We start from the raw sequence: 16,939 nt of genomic DNA on the forward strand, positions 1-16,939 counted from the left end.
TGGCATAGACCAAACGGAACCGAGTTCGAGGGAGCACCATGACGGAGACCACGGGAACCGCGCGCGTCAAGCGCGGGCTGGCGGAGATGCTCGTCGGCGGCGTCATCATGGACGTCGTCACGGCCGAACAGGCGCGCATCGCGGAGGACGCGGGCGCCGTCGCGGTGATGGCGCTCGAGCGCGTGCCGGCCGACATCCGCGCGCAGGGCGGCGTCGCGCGCATGAGCGAGCCCGACCTCATCGACGACATCATCGAGGCGGTCTCGATTCCCGTCATGGCGAAGGCTCGGATCGGCCATTTCGTCGAGGCGCAGGTGCTGCAGCAGCTCGGCGTCGACTACATCGACGAGTCCGAGGTCCTCTCGCCGGCCGACTTCGTGCACCACATCGACAAGTGGGCGTTCACGACACCGTTCGTGTGCGGCGCGACCGACCTCGGCGAGGCGCTGCGGCGGATCTCCGAGGGGGCCGGCATGATCCGGTCCAAGGGAGAGGCAGGCACGGGCGATGTCTCGGAGGCGACGCGCCACATCCGCCAGATCACCGGCGAGATCCGCGCTCTGGCGGGTCGGACCGAGGACGAACTCTACGTGGCCGCGAAGGAGCTGCGCGCCCCGTACGAGCTCGTGGCCGAGGTCGCGCGGACCGGCAAGCTCCCGGTCGTCCTCTTCACGGCCGGCGGCGTCGCGACCCCGTCGGACGCCGCGATGATGATGCAGCTCGGCGCCGACGGCGTGTTCGTCGGCAGCGGCATCTTCCGGTCGGGGGATCCGGCGGCGCGTGCGAAGGCGATCGTGAGGGCGACGACGTTCGCGGATGACCCCGCCGTCGTGGCCGAGGCGTCGCGCGGGCTCGGCGAGGCGATGGTCGGTATCAACGTGGCCGACATCCCCGCGCCGCACCGCCTCTCCGAGCGTGGCTGGTAGCGAGCTGATCCGCAGCGCCCGTCGCCGGACGATCGGCGTCCTCGCGCTGCAGGGGGACGTCGGGGAGCACGAACGCATCCTCGGACTGCTCGGAGCGCGCACGACACGGGTACGTCGACCGGAGGATCTCGTCTGCATCGACGGCCTCGTGCTGCCCGGCGGCGAGTCGACGACGATCGACCGACTCGCCCGCGAGTTCGGCGTGCGTGACGCGCTGGTGGCGCGGATCCGTGACGGTCTGCCGGTCTTTGCCACGTGCGCCGGCATGATTCTGCTCGCTGATCGGATCGTCGGCGGGATCCGCGATCAACAGACGTTCGGAGGGCTCGATGTGACCGTCCGGCGCAATGCGTTCGGTCGTCAGAATCAGTCGTTTGAGACCGAGCTATCGGTCGCCGTGCTCGGCGAGCCGCCCGTTCATGCGGTCTTCATCCGCGCGCCCGTCGTCGAGGATCCCGGCCGTGCGACGCCGCTCGCGGCGCTCGACGACGGCCGGGTCGTCGCGGTCGAGCAGGGCGCGCTGCTCGCGACCGCATTCCACCCGGAGCAAACGGGGGACACTCGCTTCCACGAGCGCTTTCTCGCCGCGACGTGAGCGCCGAGGACGCCCGAGCGAGTCAGCGCACGCGGAGCGCCTCGAACTCCATCCGCGGGTGTGCGAAGTGCTCCTGCGCCTCGACGAGGTGCAGCTCCTTCGAACCCGCGGCGTGCGTGATCTCGAGCAGCCCGTAGACCGAGGACGCGGTCCGCGCGAGTGCGTCGGCGGCGTCACGCGTGCGTGCGTAATGGCTCGTGAACAGCGCGGCGGTGACGTCACCGGATCCGTTCGCTTTCAGCGGCAGATACGGCGTCTGCACGATCCACGCGCCGTGGTCGTTGACCGCCATCATCTCGATGGTGTTGTCGGGGCGGTCCGGGCGCTCGACGCTCGTGACGAGGATCGTGGCCGGGCCCATCGCGCGCGCGGCGTCCGCCGACGCGAGCGTCGAGGTGATCGTGTCGGGCGAGGTGCCGGTGAGGTAGCCGAGCTCGAACTGGTTCGGCGTGATGATGTCCGCGACCGGAACGACCTTGTCGCGGAGCAGGTCGGGGATGGCGGGGGCGACGAAGCATCCCGACTTCGCGTTGCCCATGACGGGATCGCACGCGTATAGCGACTCAGGACGGCGTGCCTTCACACGCGCAACGGCGTCGATGATGACATCGGCGATGCCCTCGGAGCCCTGGTACCCGCTCAAGACGGCGTCGAGCTCGTCGAAACCGCCGCGCTCCTCGACGCCCGTGATCACGTCGGCGACGTCAGACGGATCCATGACGGGCCCACGCCACGCGCCGTATCCCGTGTGGTTCGAGAAGTTCACGGTGTACACCGGCAGGACCTCGACGCCGATGCGCTGCATGGGGAAGACGGCCGCGGAGTTGCCGGCGTGTCCGTATGCGACGGCGGATTGGATGGAGAGGATCTGCATGGATTCGATCATGCCACTATAGGAACGTGGATAAGCGCGTGGCATGGATCCTGGGACTGAGTGCCGTCGTGATCGTCGCGGCGGCCATCACCGTGATGGTGGTGCTGTCGCAGGGGGGCGATGACGGCGACGAACCCGAGCCGGATCCGACGCCGACCGCTTCCGAGGCCGCGACGCCGACGCCGACGCCGGAGGGGCCGGCCGCGAATGCGGGGCAGTTCGAGGCGGATGGCTATCCCATCGCGAACGTGTTCGGGATGCACCCCGACCTCCCCGTCGACGATGCGCAGGATGAGAAGACGCTTGGACTGTCCGCGGCGCCTGCGTCCGCCGACGGTGCCCCCGTGTTCGCGGATCCCGAGGATGCAGAACCCGTCGCGTGGCTCCCACAGGAGGAGCGGTACGGCGGCACGGTCGTTCCCGTGATCGAGCAGCACGACGCGTGGATCCGCGTACTGCTGGTGGGGCGTCAGGCGCTGCCCGGCCAGGGGGATGCGAGCCAGCTGACGGGATGGCTGCGTACCGCGGACGTCGAGATCGACGAGAACGAGATGAGCGTCGAAGTCGATCTGTCGGCGCAGACGATCGAGGTCGTCGACGGCACGGGATCCGAAGCCGAGCGCGAGACGATCGCGACGGAGTTCGCGTGGGGGGCCGCGGCGACGCCGACCCCGACCGGACGCTCATTCGTCATGCTCACCGAGGTCACGTCGCTCGACTATGCCCGCGGCCATCCGATCGTCTACCTCTCCGAGCAGTCGCAGACGCTCGCCGGTTTCGATGGCCAGGACGTCGCGGTCACGGCATTCCACTATCACGACGTGCGCTCGGGCTCGATCTCGAACGGCTGTCTCCGCGTGGACGAGGCCGCGATTACCCGGCTGGCGGAGCTTCCCGCCGGCACACCGATTTACATCTCCTGAGGGGCGCGGCCGCGTCACGACATCGAGCTGGCGCCCGCCTGCCCCTAAAATGGATCCGACAAGCGAGGAGGCGTATGGCCGGGCATTCCAAGTGGGCGACCACCAAGCATAAGAAGGCAGCGATCGACGCGAAGCGCGCCAAGGCGTTCGCAAAGCTGACGAAGAACATCGAGGTCGCGGCGCGCATGGGCGGGCCCGATCTCCAGGGCAACCCCACGCTGTACGACGCGGTGCAGAAGGCCAAGAAGACCTCGGTCCCGAACGACAACATCGATCGTGCGATCAAGCGCGGCGCGGGTATCGGCGGCGACGCCGTGGAATACACGACGATCATGTACGAGGCCTACGGCCACGGCGGCACGGCGATGCTCATCGAGTGCCTGACGGACAACAAGAACCGCGCGGCGGCCGACGTGCGCACCGCGGTCACCCGCAACGGCGGCAACATGGCCGACCCCGGCAGCGTCTCGTTCAACTTCGAACGCAAGGGCGTCATCGTGGCGTCGGCTGAGGGGTCGACCGAGGACGACGTGATGATGGTGGCCCTCGAGGCCGGCGCTGAGGAGATCGAGCCGCACCCCGACGGGTACGAGATCATCACGGACGCGAGCGACATGGTGGCCGTGCGTCAGGCCCTGCAGGCGAACGACATCGACTACGAGTCGGCCGATGCGGAATTCGTTCCGAACGTGAAGGTCCCACTTGACGCGGACGCGGCGCGGAAGCTGTTCAAGCTGATCGACGCGCTCGAGGATCTCGACGACGTGCAGAACGTGTTCACGAATCTCGACCTGACCGCCGAGGTGCAGGCCGAGCTCGAAGCCGACGACGAATAGCGCGCGTCTCAGGGTCGTTCGCCTGCTGCGCAGGCCCTGAGCGCGCTCCTCGCGACGGCTCCGTTTATGAGACACGCTCTCGGTCGCTCCGGGCGGAGAGCCTCACGCGTGCGCCAATCGCCCTGCGGGTCCCACACCGGGCCCACAGGACGATTAGCGTGGGAGTCATGACACGTGTGCTCGGCATCGATCCCGGCCTCACCCGGTGTGGCGTCGGTGTCGTTGATGTCGCCGCCAACCGCACGGCGACGCTCGTGCACGTCGATGTCGTCGGATCCCCGGCGGACGCGGATCCCGGAGTTCGTTTGGCGACGATCGCGCGCGGCATTCGTGCGGTGCTGGACGAGTATCAGCCCGACGCCGTCGCCGTGGAGCGCGTCTTCGCGCAGCACAACGTCGCATCGGTCATGGGCACCGCCCAGGCGAGCGGCGTCGCACTGATGCTCGCGGCGGAGCGCGGAATCGCCACGGCGACGCATACTCCGAGCGAGGTGAAGGCCGCGATCACGGGATACGGGTCCGCGGACAAGGCGCAGGTGCAGCACATGGTCGCGCGCGTCCTCCGCCTGGCGGAGCTGCCGAGGCCCGCCGACGCGGCCGACGCTCTCGCGATCGCGCTCTGCCAGGCGTGGCGCGGGGGACCGGGCGCGGCGGCGCCGAGTGGTGCGCAGACGCCGGCCCAGAAGGCGTGGGCTGACGCGGAGCGTCGTTCGCGTGTCGCTCGAACATACGTACGACCGCGCGGATAAGCTGGGGCGATGATCTCGTCGCTTCACGGAACGGTGCTTCAGGCCGCAGCAGAGAGCGTCATCGTCGAGGTCTCGGGGGTCGGCTTCTCCGTCGCCGTCCCGCCCGACGTGGCCCGCACGGCGCGCGAGGGGGAGCAGATTCGCCTCCACACCCATCTGATCGTCCGCGACGACGCGCTCTCGCTCGTGGGCTTCGCGGACCGCGACGAGCTCGAGGTGTTCGGCGTCCTGCTCGGCGTGAGCGGAGTCGGTCCGAAGTCGGCGCTCGGCATCTTGTCGAACCTCACGATCGACCAGATCGCGCAGGCCGTCGATGCCGAGGACGACAAGCCGTTCCGGAAGGTCTCTGGCATCGGTCCGAAGACCGCCAAGCTCATCGTCGTGCAGCTCCACGGGCGCCTCGCCGCCCCGACCGCCCCCGCGTCCGCATCCGGAGAAGCTCCGTCGTCGGTTGCGAGCCAGGTGATCGCGGCGGTCGCCGGGCTCGGATGGCCGGAGCGCGTGGCTGCCGATGCCGTCGAGCGTGTCGCCGAGACCGCGAGTGAGGCCGATCTCGCCTCGATGCAGGCGCTGCTGCGCCTGACGCTCGCGGCGCTCGGACCGGCGAAGAAGGAAGCGCCGCGTGTCTGACGGCATCGTTTCGCCCGAGCCGCAAGACGACACGGAACTCGCGGTCGAGGGTGCGCTGCGGCCGCAGAGTCTGCAGGAGTTCGTCGGTCAGCACAAGGTGCGTGGTCAGCTGCAGCTGCTGCTCGACGCCGCACGGATGCAGGACCGCCCGGCGGATCACATCCTGATGGCGGGCCCGCCCGGACTCGGCAAGACGACCCTCGCGATGATCGTCGCCCACGAGTCCGGCCGGCCGCTGCGTATGTCGAACGGCCCCGCGATCCAGCATGCAGGAGACCTCGCGGCGCTGCTGTCGAGCCTCACGCCGGGGGAGGTGCTGTTCATCGACGAGATCCACCGCATGGCCCGGTCGGCGGAGGAGATGCTGTACCTCGCGATGGAGGATTTTCGCATCGACATCATGGTCGGCAAGGGAGCGGGTGCAACGAGCATCCCGCTGGATCTCGCGCCGTTCACGCTCGTCGGCGCGACGACGCGATCCGGTCTGCTGCCGAATCCGCTCCGCGACCGGTTCGGATTCACTGCGCACCTGGAGTTCTACGAGTCTCAGGAGCTCGAGCTCGTCGTGAAGCGCTCTGCCGGGGTACTCGGAATCGGGCTCGATGCGGCGCAGGGATCCGAGATCGCCCGGCGCTCGCGAGGCACACCGCGGATCGCGAACCGACTGCTCCGGCGCGTACGCGACTGGTCGGTCGTCCATGGCGACCACGAGGTGACGCTTGCGGGGGTGCGTGCGGCCCTCGAGCTCTATGACGTCGACGAGATCGGCCTCGACCGGTTGGACAGGGCCGTGCTCGACGCGCTGGTGCGCCGTTTCCGTGGCGGTCCGGTCGGGCTGTCGACCCTTGCCGTCGCCGTCGGCGAGGAACCGGACACGGTCGAGAGCGTGGTGGAGCCGTACCTCGTGCGGATCGGCTTCATGGGCCGCACGCCCCGTGGACGGGTCGCGACGCCCACCGCCTACGAACACCTCGGACTGCCCGCCGAGACGGGACTCGTCTGAGCGCCGGTCGCCCCCGCGCGCCTCGCTGATCCGGCATTGCCGGATGCCCTATAATCGTCGGGATGTGCCGGGATACCCGGTGCGCGGGCGTCGTGCGCGATCCCCACCTGTCCCGAACCGCGAAAGGCCCTACTTTTCTATGTCCCCGGATATCCTCCTTCTCGTCCTCGCCGGTGCTCTTCTCATCTTTATGTTCTGGAGCTCGTCTCGGCGTCGCAAGAAGATGCAGGCGGAGGAGCAGGAGCGCCAGCAGTCGCTCATGCCCGGTACTCCGGTGATGACACGTGCCGGTCTCTACGGCACGCTCGTCGCCTTCGATGCCGACGACCTCACGAAGCGGGCGATCGTCGCGATCGCACCGGGTGTCGAGGTGGAGGTGCACGCGCAGACGGTGTCGATCGACCAGGAGACGCTGAACGCAGAGCAGGCGGACGACGACGCGGACAACGTCGATGAGGAGGACTACGACGACGAGCACGACGAGGACGTCGTCTCCGAAGACGCGGGCTCCGAGGGCACGGACCCGGACGTCGTCCTCGATCAGCAGGATGGCGCGGTCGTCGCGGACGACGCGGACGACGACGCGGCATCACCGAATGATGACGACGGCGACGACCAGACCCGGAGCTGATCGCTCGCGAGCGAATCGCATTGAAACCAGACACAGCAAATTGACGTAAGGCGACCCCGTCGTGGCGACTTCTTCCCCTACGCGCCGTGCATGGCGCGCTCTGATCGGCCTGCTCGGCCTCACGCTCATCCTCTTCGGAGCGAACGCCGCCGGCGTCCACGTGATGAAGGAGGGAACGTGGGTTCCCGAGCTGGCGCTCGACCTGCAGGGCGGCACGCAGATCACGCTCGAGGCTGACACGGCCGGTGAGACGCCGACTGCCGAGCAGATGCAGCAGGCCGTCGAGATTATTCGCCAGCGCGTCGACGCGGCGGGCGTCTCGGAGTCGCAGATCACGACCCAGGGGTCGGACAACATCGTCGTGGCGATTCCCGGAAACGCCGACCAGGAGACGCGCGACCGGATCCAGGCGAGTGCGCAGATGCAGCTGCGTCCGGTGCTGTACGCCGCCGACTCGGCGACGAGCTTCGTGGGCGAGGACGGCGAACAGACGCCCTATCCGACGCCGGACCCGACGCTCAACGCGGAGCCGACGACCGAGCCGACGAGCGGCAGTGATCTCGCCTGGGTGACGGAAGCCCTGATGGCCGAGATGATGGCCTACGACTGCACCGCGGAGTCGAACGATCCCTCACACGCGCCGCACGATGAGCCGCTGATCACCTGTGATGAAGACGGCGTCGCCAAGTACATCCTCGGTCCGGTCGAGCTCGACGGGTCGGCGATCGATGACGCGCAGGCGGGCATCAACCAGCAGAACGGCCAGTGGATGGTCACGATCGACTTCGACAACGAGGGATCGGACGTCTTCGCCGAGGTCAGCCAGCGCCTGTACAACCTGACGGGCGCCCAGAACCAGTTCGCGTTCGTGCTCGACGGCAACGTCATCTCGGCGCCGGGCATGGACGGCGTGATCACCAACGGCAATCCGCAGATCTCGGGCCCCGGCATCGACGAGGAATCGTCGAAGGTCCTCGCCGACCAGCTCCGCTTCGGCGCGCTGCCGATGAGCTTCCAGGTCGTGACGAGTGACACGATCTCCGCGACGCTCGGCTCGCAGCAGCTCATGGTCGGTCTGACGGCGGGCCTCATCGGTCTTGTGCTCGTCGCGCTGTGGGTGCTCCTCGTGAGCTACCGTGCGCTCGGCTTCGTGATCATCGCTTCGCTCGCGGTGATGGCCGTGCTGACCTTCATCATGCTGTGTCTGCTTTCGTGGCGTCTCGACTATCGGCTGTCGCTCGCCGGCGTCGCGGGCCTGATCGTCACGATCGGGTTCACGGCCGACTCGTTCATCGTGTATTTCGAGCGCATCCGTGATGAGCTCCGTGACGGTAAGACGACGACCGCCGCGGTCGAGGACGGCTGGTCGCGAGCCAAGCGCACGATCTTCAGCGCGAAGTCGATCAACATCCTCGCCGCGGTCGTGCTGTACGTCCTCGCCGATGCGACGGTGAAGGGATTCGCCTTTACGCTCGGTCTCACGACCCTCATCGACATCTTGATCTTCGTGGTCTTCACGCACCCGGTGATGCAGCTCCTCGTACGGACGCGCTTCTTTGGCGGCGGTCACCCGCTGTCCGGACTGGATCCGTCGGAGCTCGGAGCGGTCTATGAGAAGCGCACACGGTTCCGCGAGCCGGTCGCGGTGGCGGGACGCAACCAGCGCTCCCGGCGCGAGGCGGAACGACGCCAGACGATCGCCGAGCGGAAGCGCGCGGCGGAGCGCGCAGACGATACGACGAACACGAGCCGAGAGGGCGACGCCTGATGCGCACCATGAACCAACTCGGTAACGACCTCTATACCGGGAAGACATCGATTCCCTTTGTGGCACGGCGCAAGCTGTGGTTCATCATCGCGATCGCGCTGGTGGCGCTGTCGATCCTCGCGCCTGTCGTGCGCGGTGGGTTCACGCTGTCGATCGAGTTCACGGGCGGCGCGAAGTTCACGATCTCGAATCCGTCGACGACCGACCAGGAGATCGCGACGAACACCGTCGAGGACGTCGTCCCTGAGGCCGAGTCCACCGTCACCGTGATCGGCGAGCGCGACGTCCAGGTACAGACCTCCACGCTGACGAACGAGGAGTCGCGCGCACTGGCTGCCGCGCTCGCAGAGGCGTATGACGTGCCGGCCGACGAGGTCACCGACTCGTTCGTCGGGCCCACGTGGGGTGCGGACGTGACGAAGCAGTCGCTGTGGGGTCTCGCGATCTTCTTGGCGCTGACCTTCCTGATCCTGGCGATCTACTTCCGCACGTGGAAGATGTCCGTCGCGGCGATCGTCGGCCTCGTCGACGTGTTGATCGTGACGGTCGGTGTGTATTCCGCGGCGGGCTTCCAACTGTCGCCCTCGGCCGTGATCGGCTTCCTGACGATCCTCGCGTACTCCCTGTACGACACAACCGTGGTGTTCGACAAGATCCGAGAGAACACCGAAGACGAGGAGGGCAGCCTCACGTTCGGCGAGGCCGTCAACCTCGGTGTGAACCAGACACTCGTGCGATCGATCAACACCTCGGTCGTCGCGGCGCTCCCGGTCGCCGCGATCCTCTTCATCGGTGTGTTCGGCTTCGGCGCGGAGACGCTGAGCGACATCTCGCTGTCGATCTTCGTCGGCATCATCGTGGCCACGTACTCGACGATCTTTGTTGCGGCGCCGCTGTACTCACTGATTCGCGAGAAGGAGCCGAAAATCGCACAGCGCGACAAGCGGATCCTCGCGGCGCGGAGGAAGGCCGCAGGGGACGATGCCTAGTATTGGTGCATGAGGACTGAGGCGCGTTCCATTCGCGGGAGGTACGTTGGCTGAGACGGTGTCGACGTCGTCGGGGCCGAGCCTGAGATGGCTCGTTCCGCGCATCTTCACGCGCGCGAAGCCGAACGCCTCGGTGCGCAAGCTGATCGACACCGTTCGGCAGAATCATCCGCGCGTCGACGTCTCGCTCATCGACAAGGCGTACCGCGTCGCGGAGGAGAAGCACCGCGATCAGAAGCGCCGCAGCGGTGAGCCGTACATCACGCACCCGCTCGCCGTCGCCCAGATCCTTGCCGAGCTCGGGCTCGCGCCGCGCGCGATCGCCGCGGCGCTCCTGCACGACACCGTGGAGGATACGGGGTACGCGCTCGACGAGCTGACGGACGAGTTCGGCGATGAGGTCGCGCTGCTCGTCGACGGGGTCACGAAGCTCGACAAGGTGAAGTACGGCGAGAGCGCGCAGGCCGAGACGGTCCGCAAGATGATCGTCGCGATGTCGAAGGACGTGCGCGTCCTCGTCATCAAGCTCGCGGACCGCCTGCACAACGCGCGCACGTGGGGCTTCGTTCCGCCAGAGAAGGCGAAGAAGAAGGCTACAGAGACGCTCGAGATCTATGCGCCGCTCGCACATCGACTCGGGATCGCGGCGATCAAGAGCGAGCTGGAGGATCTCTCCTTCGCGGTGCTGTACCCGAAGATCTACAACGAGATCGACAGCCTCATCAAGCAGCGCACGCCGCAGCGCGAGGAGTACATGCAGAAGGTGATCGGCGAGGTCACCCGCGACCTCGGCGACCTGCGCATTCGCGGATCCGTCTCCGGACGTCCGAAGCAGCTCTACTCCGTCTATCAGAAGATGGTCGTGCGCGGACGCGAGTTCGACGACATCTACGACCTCATCGGCATCCGCGTCATCGTGCCGAGCGTACGCGACTGCTACGCGGTGCTCGGCGCGCTCCACGCGCGCTGGACGCCGCTGCCGGGGCGTTTCAAGGACTACATCGCGACGCCCAAGTTCAACCTCTACCGCTCGCTCCACACGACGGTGATCGGTCCCGGAGGCCGCACGGTCGAGCTGCAGATCCGCACGATCGAGATGCACCAACAGGCCGAATACGGCGTCGCGGCGCACTGGATGTACAAGGAGCGGATGCAGCAGACCGGCGGCCGCGCGGATGCGCGCGCAAGCGACCAGGACATGGCCTGGATCGCGCGCATCAGCGACTGGCAGGCCGAGACCAAGGATCCAGGGGAGTTCCTCGATTCGCTGCGTTTCGAGATCGGCGCGAAGGAGGTCTACGTCTTCACGCCGAAGGGTCGGGTGATCGGCCTGCCAGCGGGAGCGACGCCGGTCGACTTCGCCTTCACCGTGCACACCGAGGTCGGGTATCGCACGATGGGCGCGAAGGTGAATGGGCGCCTCGTGCCGCTGGAGAGCGAGCTGCAGTCGGGCGACGTGGTGGAGGTCTTCACCTCGAAGAACCCCGACGCGGGTCCGAGCCAGGACTGGCTCACGTTCGTCAAGAGCACCCGTGCGCGCAACAAGATCCGCGGCTGGTTCACCAAGGAGCGCCGCGAGGAGGCGATCGAACAGGGCAAGGAGTCGATCGCACGGGCGATGCGGCGTCACAACGTCTCGTTCGCCCGTCTGAAGGAAACCCTGCCGGAGGTCGCGGCGGGAATGCACTACCACGACATCTCCGCGCTCTACGCGGCGATCGGCGAGGGTCACGTGTCGTCGCAGTCGGTGCTCGAGAAGGTACAGGGCGCGCTCAGCGAGTCCGAGCCGGCGACGGGCATCGTCGAGCTGCCGACGGGCGCACGGGAGCGGCCGCGGTCCGGCGACTCGGGCGTGCTCGTACGCGGCGCCCCCGACATCCTCGTGAAGATCGCGAAGTGCTGCACGCCCGTGCCCGGTGACGAGATCGTCGGATTCGTGACGCGCGGCAGCGGCGTGAGCGTGCACCGCGCGGACTGCGCAAACGTCGAGGCGTTGCAGCGCGACCCGGAGCGAATGATCGACGTCGAATGGGCGCCGGAGACGAAGGCCGTCTTCCTCGTGCACATCCAGGTGGAGGCGCTCGACCGGGGCGGCCTGCTGAGCGACATCACGCGGATCCTCACGGAACATCACGTGAACATCCTCTCGGCGTCGGTGCAGACGACGAAGAATCAGCTGGCGATCAGCCGCTACGTCTTCGAGATGGGCGACACCGTGCACCTTGATCGCGTGCTGAACGCCGTGCGACGGATCGAGGGCGTCTACGACGTCTACCGCGTCACGTCTTCCTGAAGGATCGCCGCGATGCGGCGCGTGTAGGAGAGTCGGCGGCCGGCGGTCAGCCACGTGAGGAAGGCGTCGCGGAGGTCGTCCTGGGCGCGAAACCAGGCGAACGCCCGAGACGATGCTCCCTCGTCGCCAAGGAGCGTCTCCCGCGCGACGTCGTAGCAGGTGCGTTCCAGCGTCGTCACCCTCACGCCGCCCATCACAGTGAGATCCTCTGCCGGCAGCGGCCACAGGTGCACGGCGAGGCCGGCCCGCAGGAGCCGCGACGCGGGTTCGCCGGCGATGCGCTGCACGTGGTGCGGATCGGGTTCTTCAGCGAGCGCGCCGTGAATCCATGCCGCTGTCGTCCGGACGGCCGCGTGGGCGTTCGGCACGATGACCGCGGCCGCGGCGGCGCGGACGATGACGCTCGGCGGCATCGCGGTCGGGCTATAGGCCCGGCGCGAGATCGGCACGAGGTCGCCGTCGAGCACCGCCGCGGTCAGCTCGGCGTGACTGAGCGGCGCTTGCGCGCCGAGCGCGTACGGGAACATGCTCCGATCCTCCCGCGCGCACGGGGCGACGCGACAGGGGTGTGGATAACTCCGCGTCGGGGCGTCAGCCGCCGATCGCCCGCAGCCACGCGGTGCGGGCGTCGATTGCCTCCTGCGCCTGCTTGATCGCCCTCTCGTCGCCGGATGCCTTGGCGCGCTCGAGATCCTTCTCGTAACCCTCGAGCGCCTCCCGCAGCTGCGCTTCCATGTCGTTCGCGCGGGCCTTCGTCTCAGGGTTGTTGCGCTTCCAGTCGACGTCTTCGCGATCCTTCAGGGCGAGCTCGATCTTGCGCATCCGGCCGTCGAGGCCGCGCTCGACGTCGCGCGGGAAGACGCGTCCGACGTCCTCCCAGCGACGCTGAATCTCGGTGAGCACCTGGCGCGCGCGCTTGAGGTCGGCGATATCGGCGACCTTCGCGGCCTCCTCGAGCAGCGCCTCGCGAGCCTCGATGCGGGGCTTCGACTCGGCCTCTTCCTCGGCATTGCGATCGGCGCGGGCGCCGTAGAGCACGTCGCCGGCGGCCTTGAAGCGCGCCCAGAGGGCGTCGTCCGCCTTGCGGCCGGCGCGGCCGGCGCGCTTCCAGTCGTCGAGCAGGGCGCGGTAGGTGGGGATGCCGTCCTCGCCGCGCGAGGCAAGCGCCTCGGCGCGTTCGACGATCTGCGTCTTCTCCGCCTTCGCGGCCTTGTGCACCTCGTCGAGTTCGGCGAAGAAGGCACGACGCGCGCGCTCGATCTTCGAGCGCGAGTCGCGGAAACGCTTCCAAAGGGCCTGGGCCGTCGACTTCGGCAGACGTGGGCCGGTCTTCTGGTGGTCTTGCCAGGCCGTGAAGAGGTCGTTCAGCTCGGTCGTCGCCTGCTTCCACTGCACGTTCTGCGGATCCCGTGCGGCGAGCTGTTCGACCTTCTCGACGATGGTCGTGCGCTCGGCGATGGCCGCGTCGACGACCTCGCGCTGGGCGGCGGCCTCCTGCGTGGCCGCCTCGGCGAGCTCGTCGATCATGGTCGTGAGGCGGGCCTCTAGCGCGGCGAGGTCACCGACGGCGGGGGCGCCGACGATGTCCTTCTTGAGCTGGCCTGCCTGGCTGCGCAGGGCAGAGGCTGACGCACCGCCGGCCTGGTGGCGCTGCTCGATCGCGTTCACCTTGAACGCGAGCTCATCGAACTTGCGCACGTAGTACTGCAGGGCCTCGTCGTGCGTGCCGTCCGGATACTCGCCGACCACGCGCCAGTCGTCGCCCTCGCGTACGGAGACGACGCCCTTCTCGTCGACGCGGCCCCATTCGCTGGCACCGGGAATCGCAGGGAAGGTCGGCGGAACGACGGCGGGGACGTCGGGAGCTCCGGCGGGCGCGGGCGGCTTCGGGCGCTTCGCGAGCGCGGCGGGGCTCGGGACGGGGCCCGGCTTCGGTGTCGGGGAGGGCGTCGGTGTCGGGCTGGGGGCCTTGTCGGGCGCGTCGGTCCCCGCGGCTTCGCTCGCTGCCGGGGACGCATCCGTCGCGGCGCCCGTGTCGGTCTCCGCAGGCTTGTCGGCCTCGGCAGCCGTGTCGGTCTCCGCACGCTCGTCGGCCGGTGCAGCCTCGCCGGTCTCCGCTGGCTTGTCAGCCGGTGCAGCCTCGCCGGTCTCCGCTGGCTTGTCAGCCGGTGCAGCCTCGCCGGTCTCCGCTGGCTTCTCGGCCTCGGCAGCTGCTGCGGTCTCGTCGCCGGCTGCGGTCTCGTCAGACGCGACCGTCTCGTCGGGCGTAGCCGTCTGGTCGGATCCAGCGGATGCGCCAGGTGCGGCAACGTCCTCCGTTCCGACGGTCTTGTCGGACGCGGTGGTCTGCTCGGTCGTCGCCGGCTGCTCAGTCGCAGGGGGCTGTTCGGACGCGGCAGTCGCGTCGAATCCGGTGGTGTTGTCGGGGACGGCGGTGTTGTCGGAGGTCGACACAGGAGGCTCCTTGGCGCGGTATCCGCGTAAAGGGGAATAGGACGGGTCCAGCCTAAGTCATTGGCGGGCCGCGCGTCGGGACCGTGACGGTAACGTGGGAGGGGTGAACTCCTCCGGTGCGCTCTTCGCGGGGCAGACGCCCCTCGCCGTGCGGATGCGCCCGGTCTCGCTCGACGAGGTCGCGGGGCAGTCCCACCTGCTCGGCGCGGGCTCGCCGATCGTCGCTCTCGCGGATCCTGACGGCTCGAAGCCGGGAACCGTCTCGGTGATCCTGTGGGGCCCGCCCGGCACCGGCAAGACGACGCTCGCGCAGGCGATCGCGCGGTCCTCGGGACGCCGCTTCGTCGAACTGTCGGCGATCACGGCCGGCGTCAAGGACGTGCGAGAGGCGATGCAGCAGGCGCTCGACCAGCGCGATCTGTATGGCGAGTCGACGATCCTCTTCCTCGATGAGATCCACCGGTTCACGAAGGCGCAGCAGGACGCGCTGTTGCCGGGTGTTGAGAATGGCTGGGTGATCCTCATCGCGGCGACGACCGAGAACCCGTCGTTCTCGGTGATCTCACCGCTCCTGTCGCGGTCGCTCCTGCTCACGCTCAAGCCGCTCACCGACGTTGACCTCGCGGGCCTCATCGACCGTGCGGTTTCCGACGCGCGCGGACTCGACGGCGCGGTCGTCCTGGAAGACGAGGCACGCGACGCGATCGTGAGCCTGTCGTCGGGCGATGCCCGCCGCGCGCTCACGGCGCTCGAAGCCGCCGCCGGCGTCGCCGCAAGTGAGGCCGACGAGGGATCCGTGCCCACGGTCACTCCGGACGGTGTCGCTCAGGCGGTGGACCGCGCACTGCTGCGTTACGACCGGCAGGGCGACGAGCACTACGACGTCATCAGCGCGTTCATCAAGTCCATCCGTGGATCGGATCCGGACGCGGCCGTGCATTACCTGGCGCGCATGATCGAGGCGGGGGAGGACGCGCGCTTCATCGCGCGTCGGCTCATGGTCCACGCGGCAGAGGACATCGGCATGGCGGATCCGCGCGCGCTGCAGATCGCGGTCGCGGCGGCCGATACGGTGCAGCTCGTCGGCATGCCGGAGGCGCGGATCCCGTTGGCGGAGGCGACGATCTACCTCGCGACGGCTCCGAAGTCCAATGCGGTCATCAGCGCGATCGACGCGGCACTCGGGGATGTGCGGGCAGGACGCATGGGCCCGGTTCCACTGCACCTGCGTGACGCGCACTACGCGGGAGCGAAGCGCCTCGGCCATGGGAAGGGATACCGGTACCCCCACGACGACGCGCGCGGTGTGTCGCCACAGCAGTATCTGCCGGACGAGCTCCGGGGTCGGCGTTATTACGCACCGACCACGCACGGGGCGGAGCGTGAGCTCTCCGAACGGCTCGAGAAGATTCGCCGGATCATCGGTGATTAGCGCCGGCGCGCTCTGTTAGACTTGATCGGCTCGAAGTCCGAGCACATCCCCTTCGTTATTCCCGCGGGTAGTGCGGCGTACGCCCGCGTGAGGGAAGAAGGCGGTATGTACGCCCGTGAAGCCGCATCTGCGGCACGTGAAAGGAACCGACATGGTTACGAAGGCACAGGACCGTCGCAAGGTCCGCCTGTCCCGCGCGCTCGGCATCGCGCTGACGCCGAAGGCTCAGCGCTACATGGAAAACCGTCCGTACGGCCCCGGCCAGCACGGACGCACCAAGCGCAAGGCCGACAGCGACTACGCCGTCCGTCTGCGTGAGAAGCAGCGTCTGCGCGAGCAGTACGGCATCCGCGAGAAGCAGCTGCGCACCCTGTTCAACGAGGCGAACCGCACCGAGGGCCTGACGGGTGAGATCCTCGTCGAGCTGCTTGAGATGCGTCTCGACGCGCTCGTGCTCCGTTCGGGCTTCGCCCGCACGACGTCGCAGGCGCGCCAGTTCGTCGTCCACCGTCACATCCTCGTCGACGGCAAGCTCGTCGACCGCCCGTCGTTCCGTGTGAAGCCGGGTCAGACGATCGAGGTCAAGGCCAAGAGCGAGGGTCTCGAGCCCTTCCAGGTCGCGGCCGCCGGTGGTCACGCCGAGGTTCTTCCCGCGGTCCCCGGTTACCTCGAGGTTTCTCTCGACAAGCTGCAGGCGAAGCTCGTCTCGCGCCCGAAGCGCGCCGAGGTTCCCATCACCTGTGAGGTCCAGCTGGTCGTCGAGTACTACGCGGCGCGCTAAGCACCCTTTTCAGCAGAAGGCGCCCCGAGCTTCGGCTCGGGGCGCCTTCTGCTTT

Annotated in this window: 16 protein-coding genes; 13 read left to right on the forward strand and 3 right to left on the reverse strand. The window is 68.2% G+C overall.

What is annotated here, in order from left to right; all coding sequences use genetic code 11:
• Positions 1 to 38: 38 nt before the first annotated feature.
• Complete coding sequence (pdxS, locus tag IEW87_RS09235) at positions 39 to 926, forward strand: pyridoxal 5'-phosphate synthase lyase subunit PdxS (protein WP_188711945.1); 888 nt, start codon at positions 39 to 41, stop codon at positions 924 to 926.
• Positions 916 to 1,521 carry a pyridoxal 5'-phosphate synthase glutaminase subunit PdxT gene (pdxT, locus tag IEW87_RS09240; protein ID WP_229731060.1) on the forward strand — a complete coding sequence of 202 codons (606 nt, stop codon included), beginning with the start codon at positions 916 to 918 and terminating at the stop codon, positions 1,519 to 1,521. The genes pdxS and pdxT overlap by 11 nt, the downstream gene beginning before the upstream one ends.
• A 22-nt stretch (positions 1,522 to 1,543) precedes the next feature.
• Here the strand turns inward: pdxT and pdxY are convergent, their stop codons facing one another.
• Entirely contained in the window at positions 1,544 to 2,395 is an 852-nt protein-coding gene (gene pdxY / locus IEW87_RS09245; RefSeq protein ID WP_188711947.1) for a pyridoxal kinase PdxY, read from the reverse strand.
• Between the two features lie 26 nt (positions 2,396 to 2,421).
• On the opposite strand from pdxY, the gene IEW87_RS09250 reads away from it, so the two are divergent.
• The 9 genes from IEW87_RS09250 (at position 2,422) to IEW87_RS09290 (ending at position 12,217) form a co-directional block, all read left to right on the forward strand.
• On the forward strand, positions 2,422 to 3,318 hold the full coding sequence (locus IEW87_RS09250) for a L,D-transpeptidase (RefSeq protein ID WP_188711948.1): 897 nt from the start codon (positions 2,422 to 2,424) through the stop codon (positions 3,316 to 3,318).
• Positions 3,319 to 3,392: 74 nt separating this feature from the next.
• Positions 3,393 to 4,154, forward strand: coding sequence for a YebC/PmpR family DNA-binding transcriptional regulator (locus tag IEW87_RS09255; protein WP_188711949.1), 762 nt, complete (start codon positions 3,393 to 3,395; stop codon positions 4,152 to 4,154).
• Positions 4,155 to 4,321: 167 nt separating this feature from the next.
• Complete coding sequence (gene ruvC, locus IEW87_RS09260; protein WP_188711950.1) at positions 4,322 to 4,903, forward strand: crossover junction endodeoxyribonuclease RuvC; 582 nt, start codon at positions 4,322 to 4,324, stop codon at positions 4,901 to 4,903.
• Positions 4,904 to 4,912: 9 nt separating this feature from the next.
• Positions 4,913 to 5,533, forward strand: coding sequence for a Holliday junction branch migration protein RuvA (gene ruvA / locus IEW87_RS09265; protein ID WP_188711951.1), 621 nt, complete (start codon positions 4,913 to 4,915; stop codon positions 5,531 to 5,533).
• Positions 5,526 to 6,536 (forward strand): Holliday junction branch migration DNA helicase RuvB, encoded by a 1,011-nt coding sequence (ruvB, locus tag IEW87_RS09270; protein ID WP_188711952.1) that lies wholly within the window; start codon positions 5,526 to 5,528, stop codon positions 6,534 to 6,536. Before ruvA ends, ruvB begins: the two co-directional genes overlap by 8 nt.
• A gap of 139 nt (positions 6,537 to 6,675) precedes the next feature.
• On the forward strand, positions 6,676 to 7,167 hold the full coding sequence (locus tag IEW87_RS09275; protein ID WP_188711953.1) for a preprotein translocase subunit YajC: 492 nt from the start codon (positions 6,676 to 6,678) through the stop codon (positions 7,165 to 7,167).
• Positions 7,168 to 7,228: 61 nt separating this feature from the next.
• Positions 7,229 to 8,935 carry a protein translocase subunit SecD gene (gene secD, locus IEW87_RS09280; protein WP_188711954.1) on the forward strand — a complete coding sequence of 569 codons (1,707 nt, stop codon included), beginning with the start codon at positions 7,229 to 7,231 and terminating at the stop codon, positions 8,933 to 8,935.
• Entirely contained in the window at positions 8,935 to 9,924 is a 990-nt protein-coding gene (gene secF / locus IEW87_RS09285; RefSeq protein WP_188711955.1) for a protein translocase subunit SecF, read from the forward strand. The genes secD and secF overlap by 1 nt, the downstream gene beginning before the upstream one ends.
• A 46-nt stretch (positions 9,925 to 9,970) precedes the next feature.
• Complete coding sequence (locus tag IEW87_RS09290) at positions 9,971 to 12,217, forward strand: RelA/SpoT family protein (RefSeq protein ID WP_188711956.1); 2,247 nt, start codon at positions 9,971 to 9,973, stop codon at positions 12,215 to 12,217.
• On the opposite strand, the gene IEW87_RS09295 is transcribed toward IEW87_RS09290, so the two are convergent.
• Entirely contained in the window at positions 12,196 to 12,744 is a 549-nt protein-coding gene (locus IEW87_RS09295) for a type IV toxin-antitoxin system AbiEi family antitoxin (protein ID WP_188711957.1), read from the reverse strand. The genes IEW87_RS09290 and IEW87_RS09295 overlap by 22 nt on opposite strands.
• Before the next feature lie 64 nt (positions 12,745 to 12,808).
• The gene (locus IEW87_RS09300; protein WP_188711958.1) at positions 12,809 to 14,671 is read right to left on the reverse strand and encodes a DUF349 domain-containing protein; all 1,863 of its coding nucleotides are present in this window, start codon (positions 14,669 to 14,671) and stop codon (positions 12,809 to 12,811) included.
• Between the two features lie 154 nt (positions 14,672 to 14,825).
• Between IEW87_RS09300 and IEW87_RS09305 the strand changes: the two genes are divergently transcribed.
• Complete coding sequence (locus IEW87_RS09305) at positions 14,826 to 16,103, forward strand: replication-associated recombination protein A (RefSeq protein ID WP_188712733.1); 1,278 nt, start codon at positions 14,826 to 14,828, stop codon at positions 16,101 to 16,103.
• A gap of 151 nt (positions 16,104 to 16,254) precedes the next feature.
• A complete protein-coding gene (gene rpsD, locus IEW87_RS09310; protein ID WP_188711959.1) occupies positions 16,255 to 16,884 on the forward strand; it encodes a 30S ribosomal protein S4 in 630 nt (209 codons plus the stop codon).
• Positions 16,885 to 16,939: the final 55 nt, after the last annotated feature.

It is taken from the genome of Microbacterium faecale (assembly GCF_014640975.1).
Classification (GTDB): domain Bacteria; phylum Actinomycetota; class Actinomycetes; order Actinomycetales; family Microbacteriaceae; genus Microbacterium; species Microbacterium faecale.

What these genes read in the sequence shown, in the direction of transcription:
- pdxY (WP_188711947.1), bottom strand. Translation starts at nt 2,395, where the DNA reads ATGCAGATCCTCTCCATCCAATCCGCCGTCGCATACGGACACGCCGGC.
- rpsD (WP_188711959.1), top strand. Translation starts at nt 16,255, where the DNA reads ATGGTTACGAAGGCACAGGACCGTCGCAAGGTCCGCCTGTCCCGCGCG.
- pdxS (WP_188711945.1), top strand. Translation starts at nt 39, where the DNA reads ATGACGGAGACCACGGGAACCGCGCGCGTCAAGCGCGGGCTGGCGGAG.
- IEW87_RS09305 (WP_188712733.1), top strand. Translation starts at nt 14,826, where the DNA reads ATGCGCCCGGTCTCGCTCGACGAGGTCGCGGGGCAGTCCCACCTGCTC.
- IEW87_RS09255 (WP_188711949.1), top strand. Translation starts at nt 3,393, where the DNA reads ATGGCCGGGCATTCCAAGTGGGCGACCACCAAGCATAAGAAGGCAGCG.
- IEW87_RS09275 (WP_188711953.1), top strand. Translation starts at nt 6,676, where the DNA reads ATGTCCCCGGATATCCTCCTTCTCGTCCTCGCCGGTGCTCTTCTCATC.
- IEW87_RS09295 (WP_188711957.1), bottom strand. Translation starts at nt 12,744, where the DNA reads ATGTTCCCGTACGCGCTCGGCGCGCAAGCGCCGCTCAGTCACGCCGAG.
- ruvA (WP_188711951.1), top strand. Translation starts at nt 4,913, where the DNA reads ATGATCTCGTCGCTTCACGGAACGGTGCTTCAGGCCGCAGCAGAGAGC.
- secF (WP_188711955.1), top strand. Translation starts at nt 8,935, where the DNA reads ATGCGCACCATGAACCAACTCGGTAACGACCTCTATACCGGGAAGACA.
- ruvC (WP_188711950.1), top strand. Translation starts at nt 4,322, where the DNA reads ATGACACGTGTGCTCGGCATCGATCCCGGCCTCACCCGGTGTGGCGTC.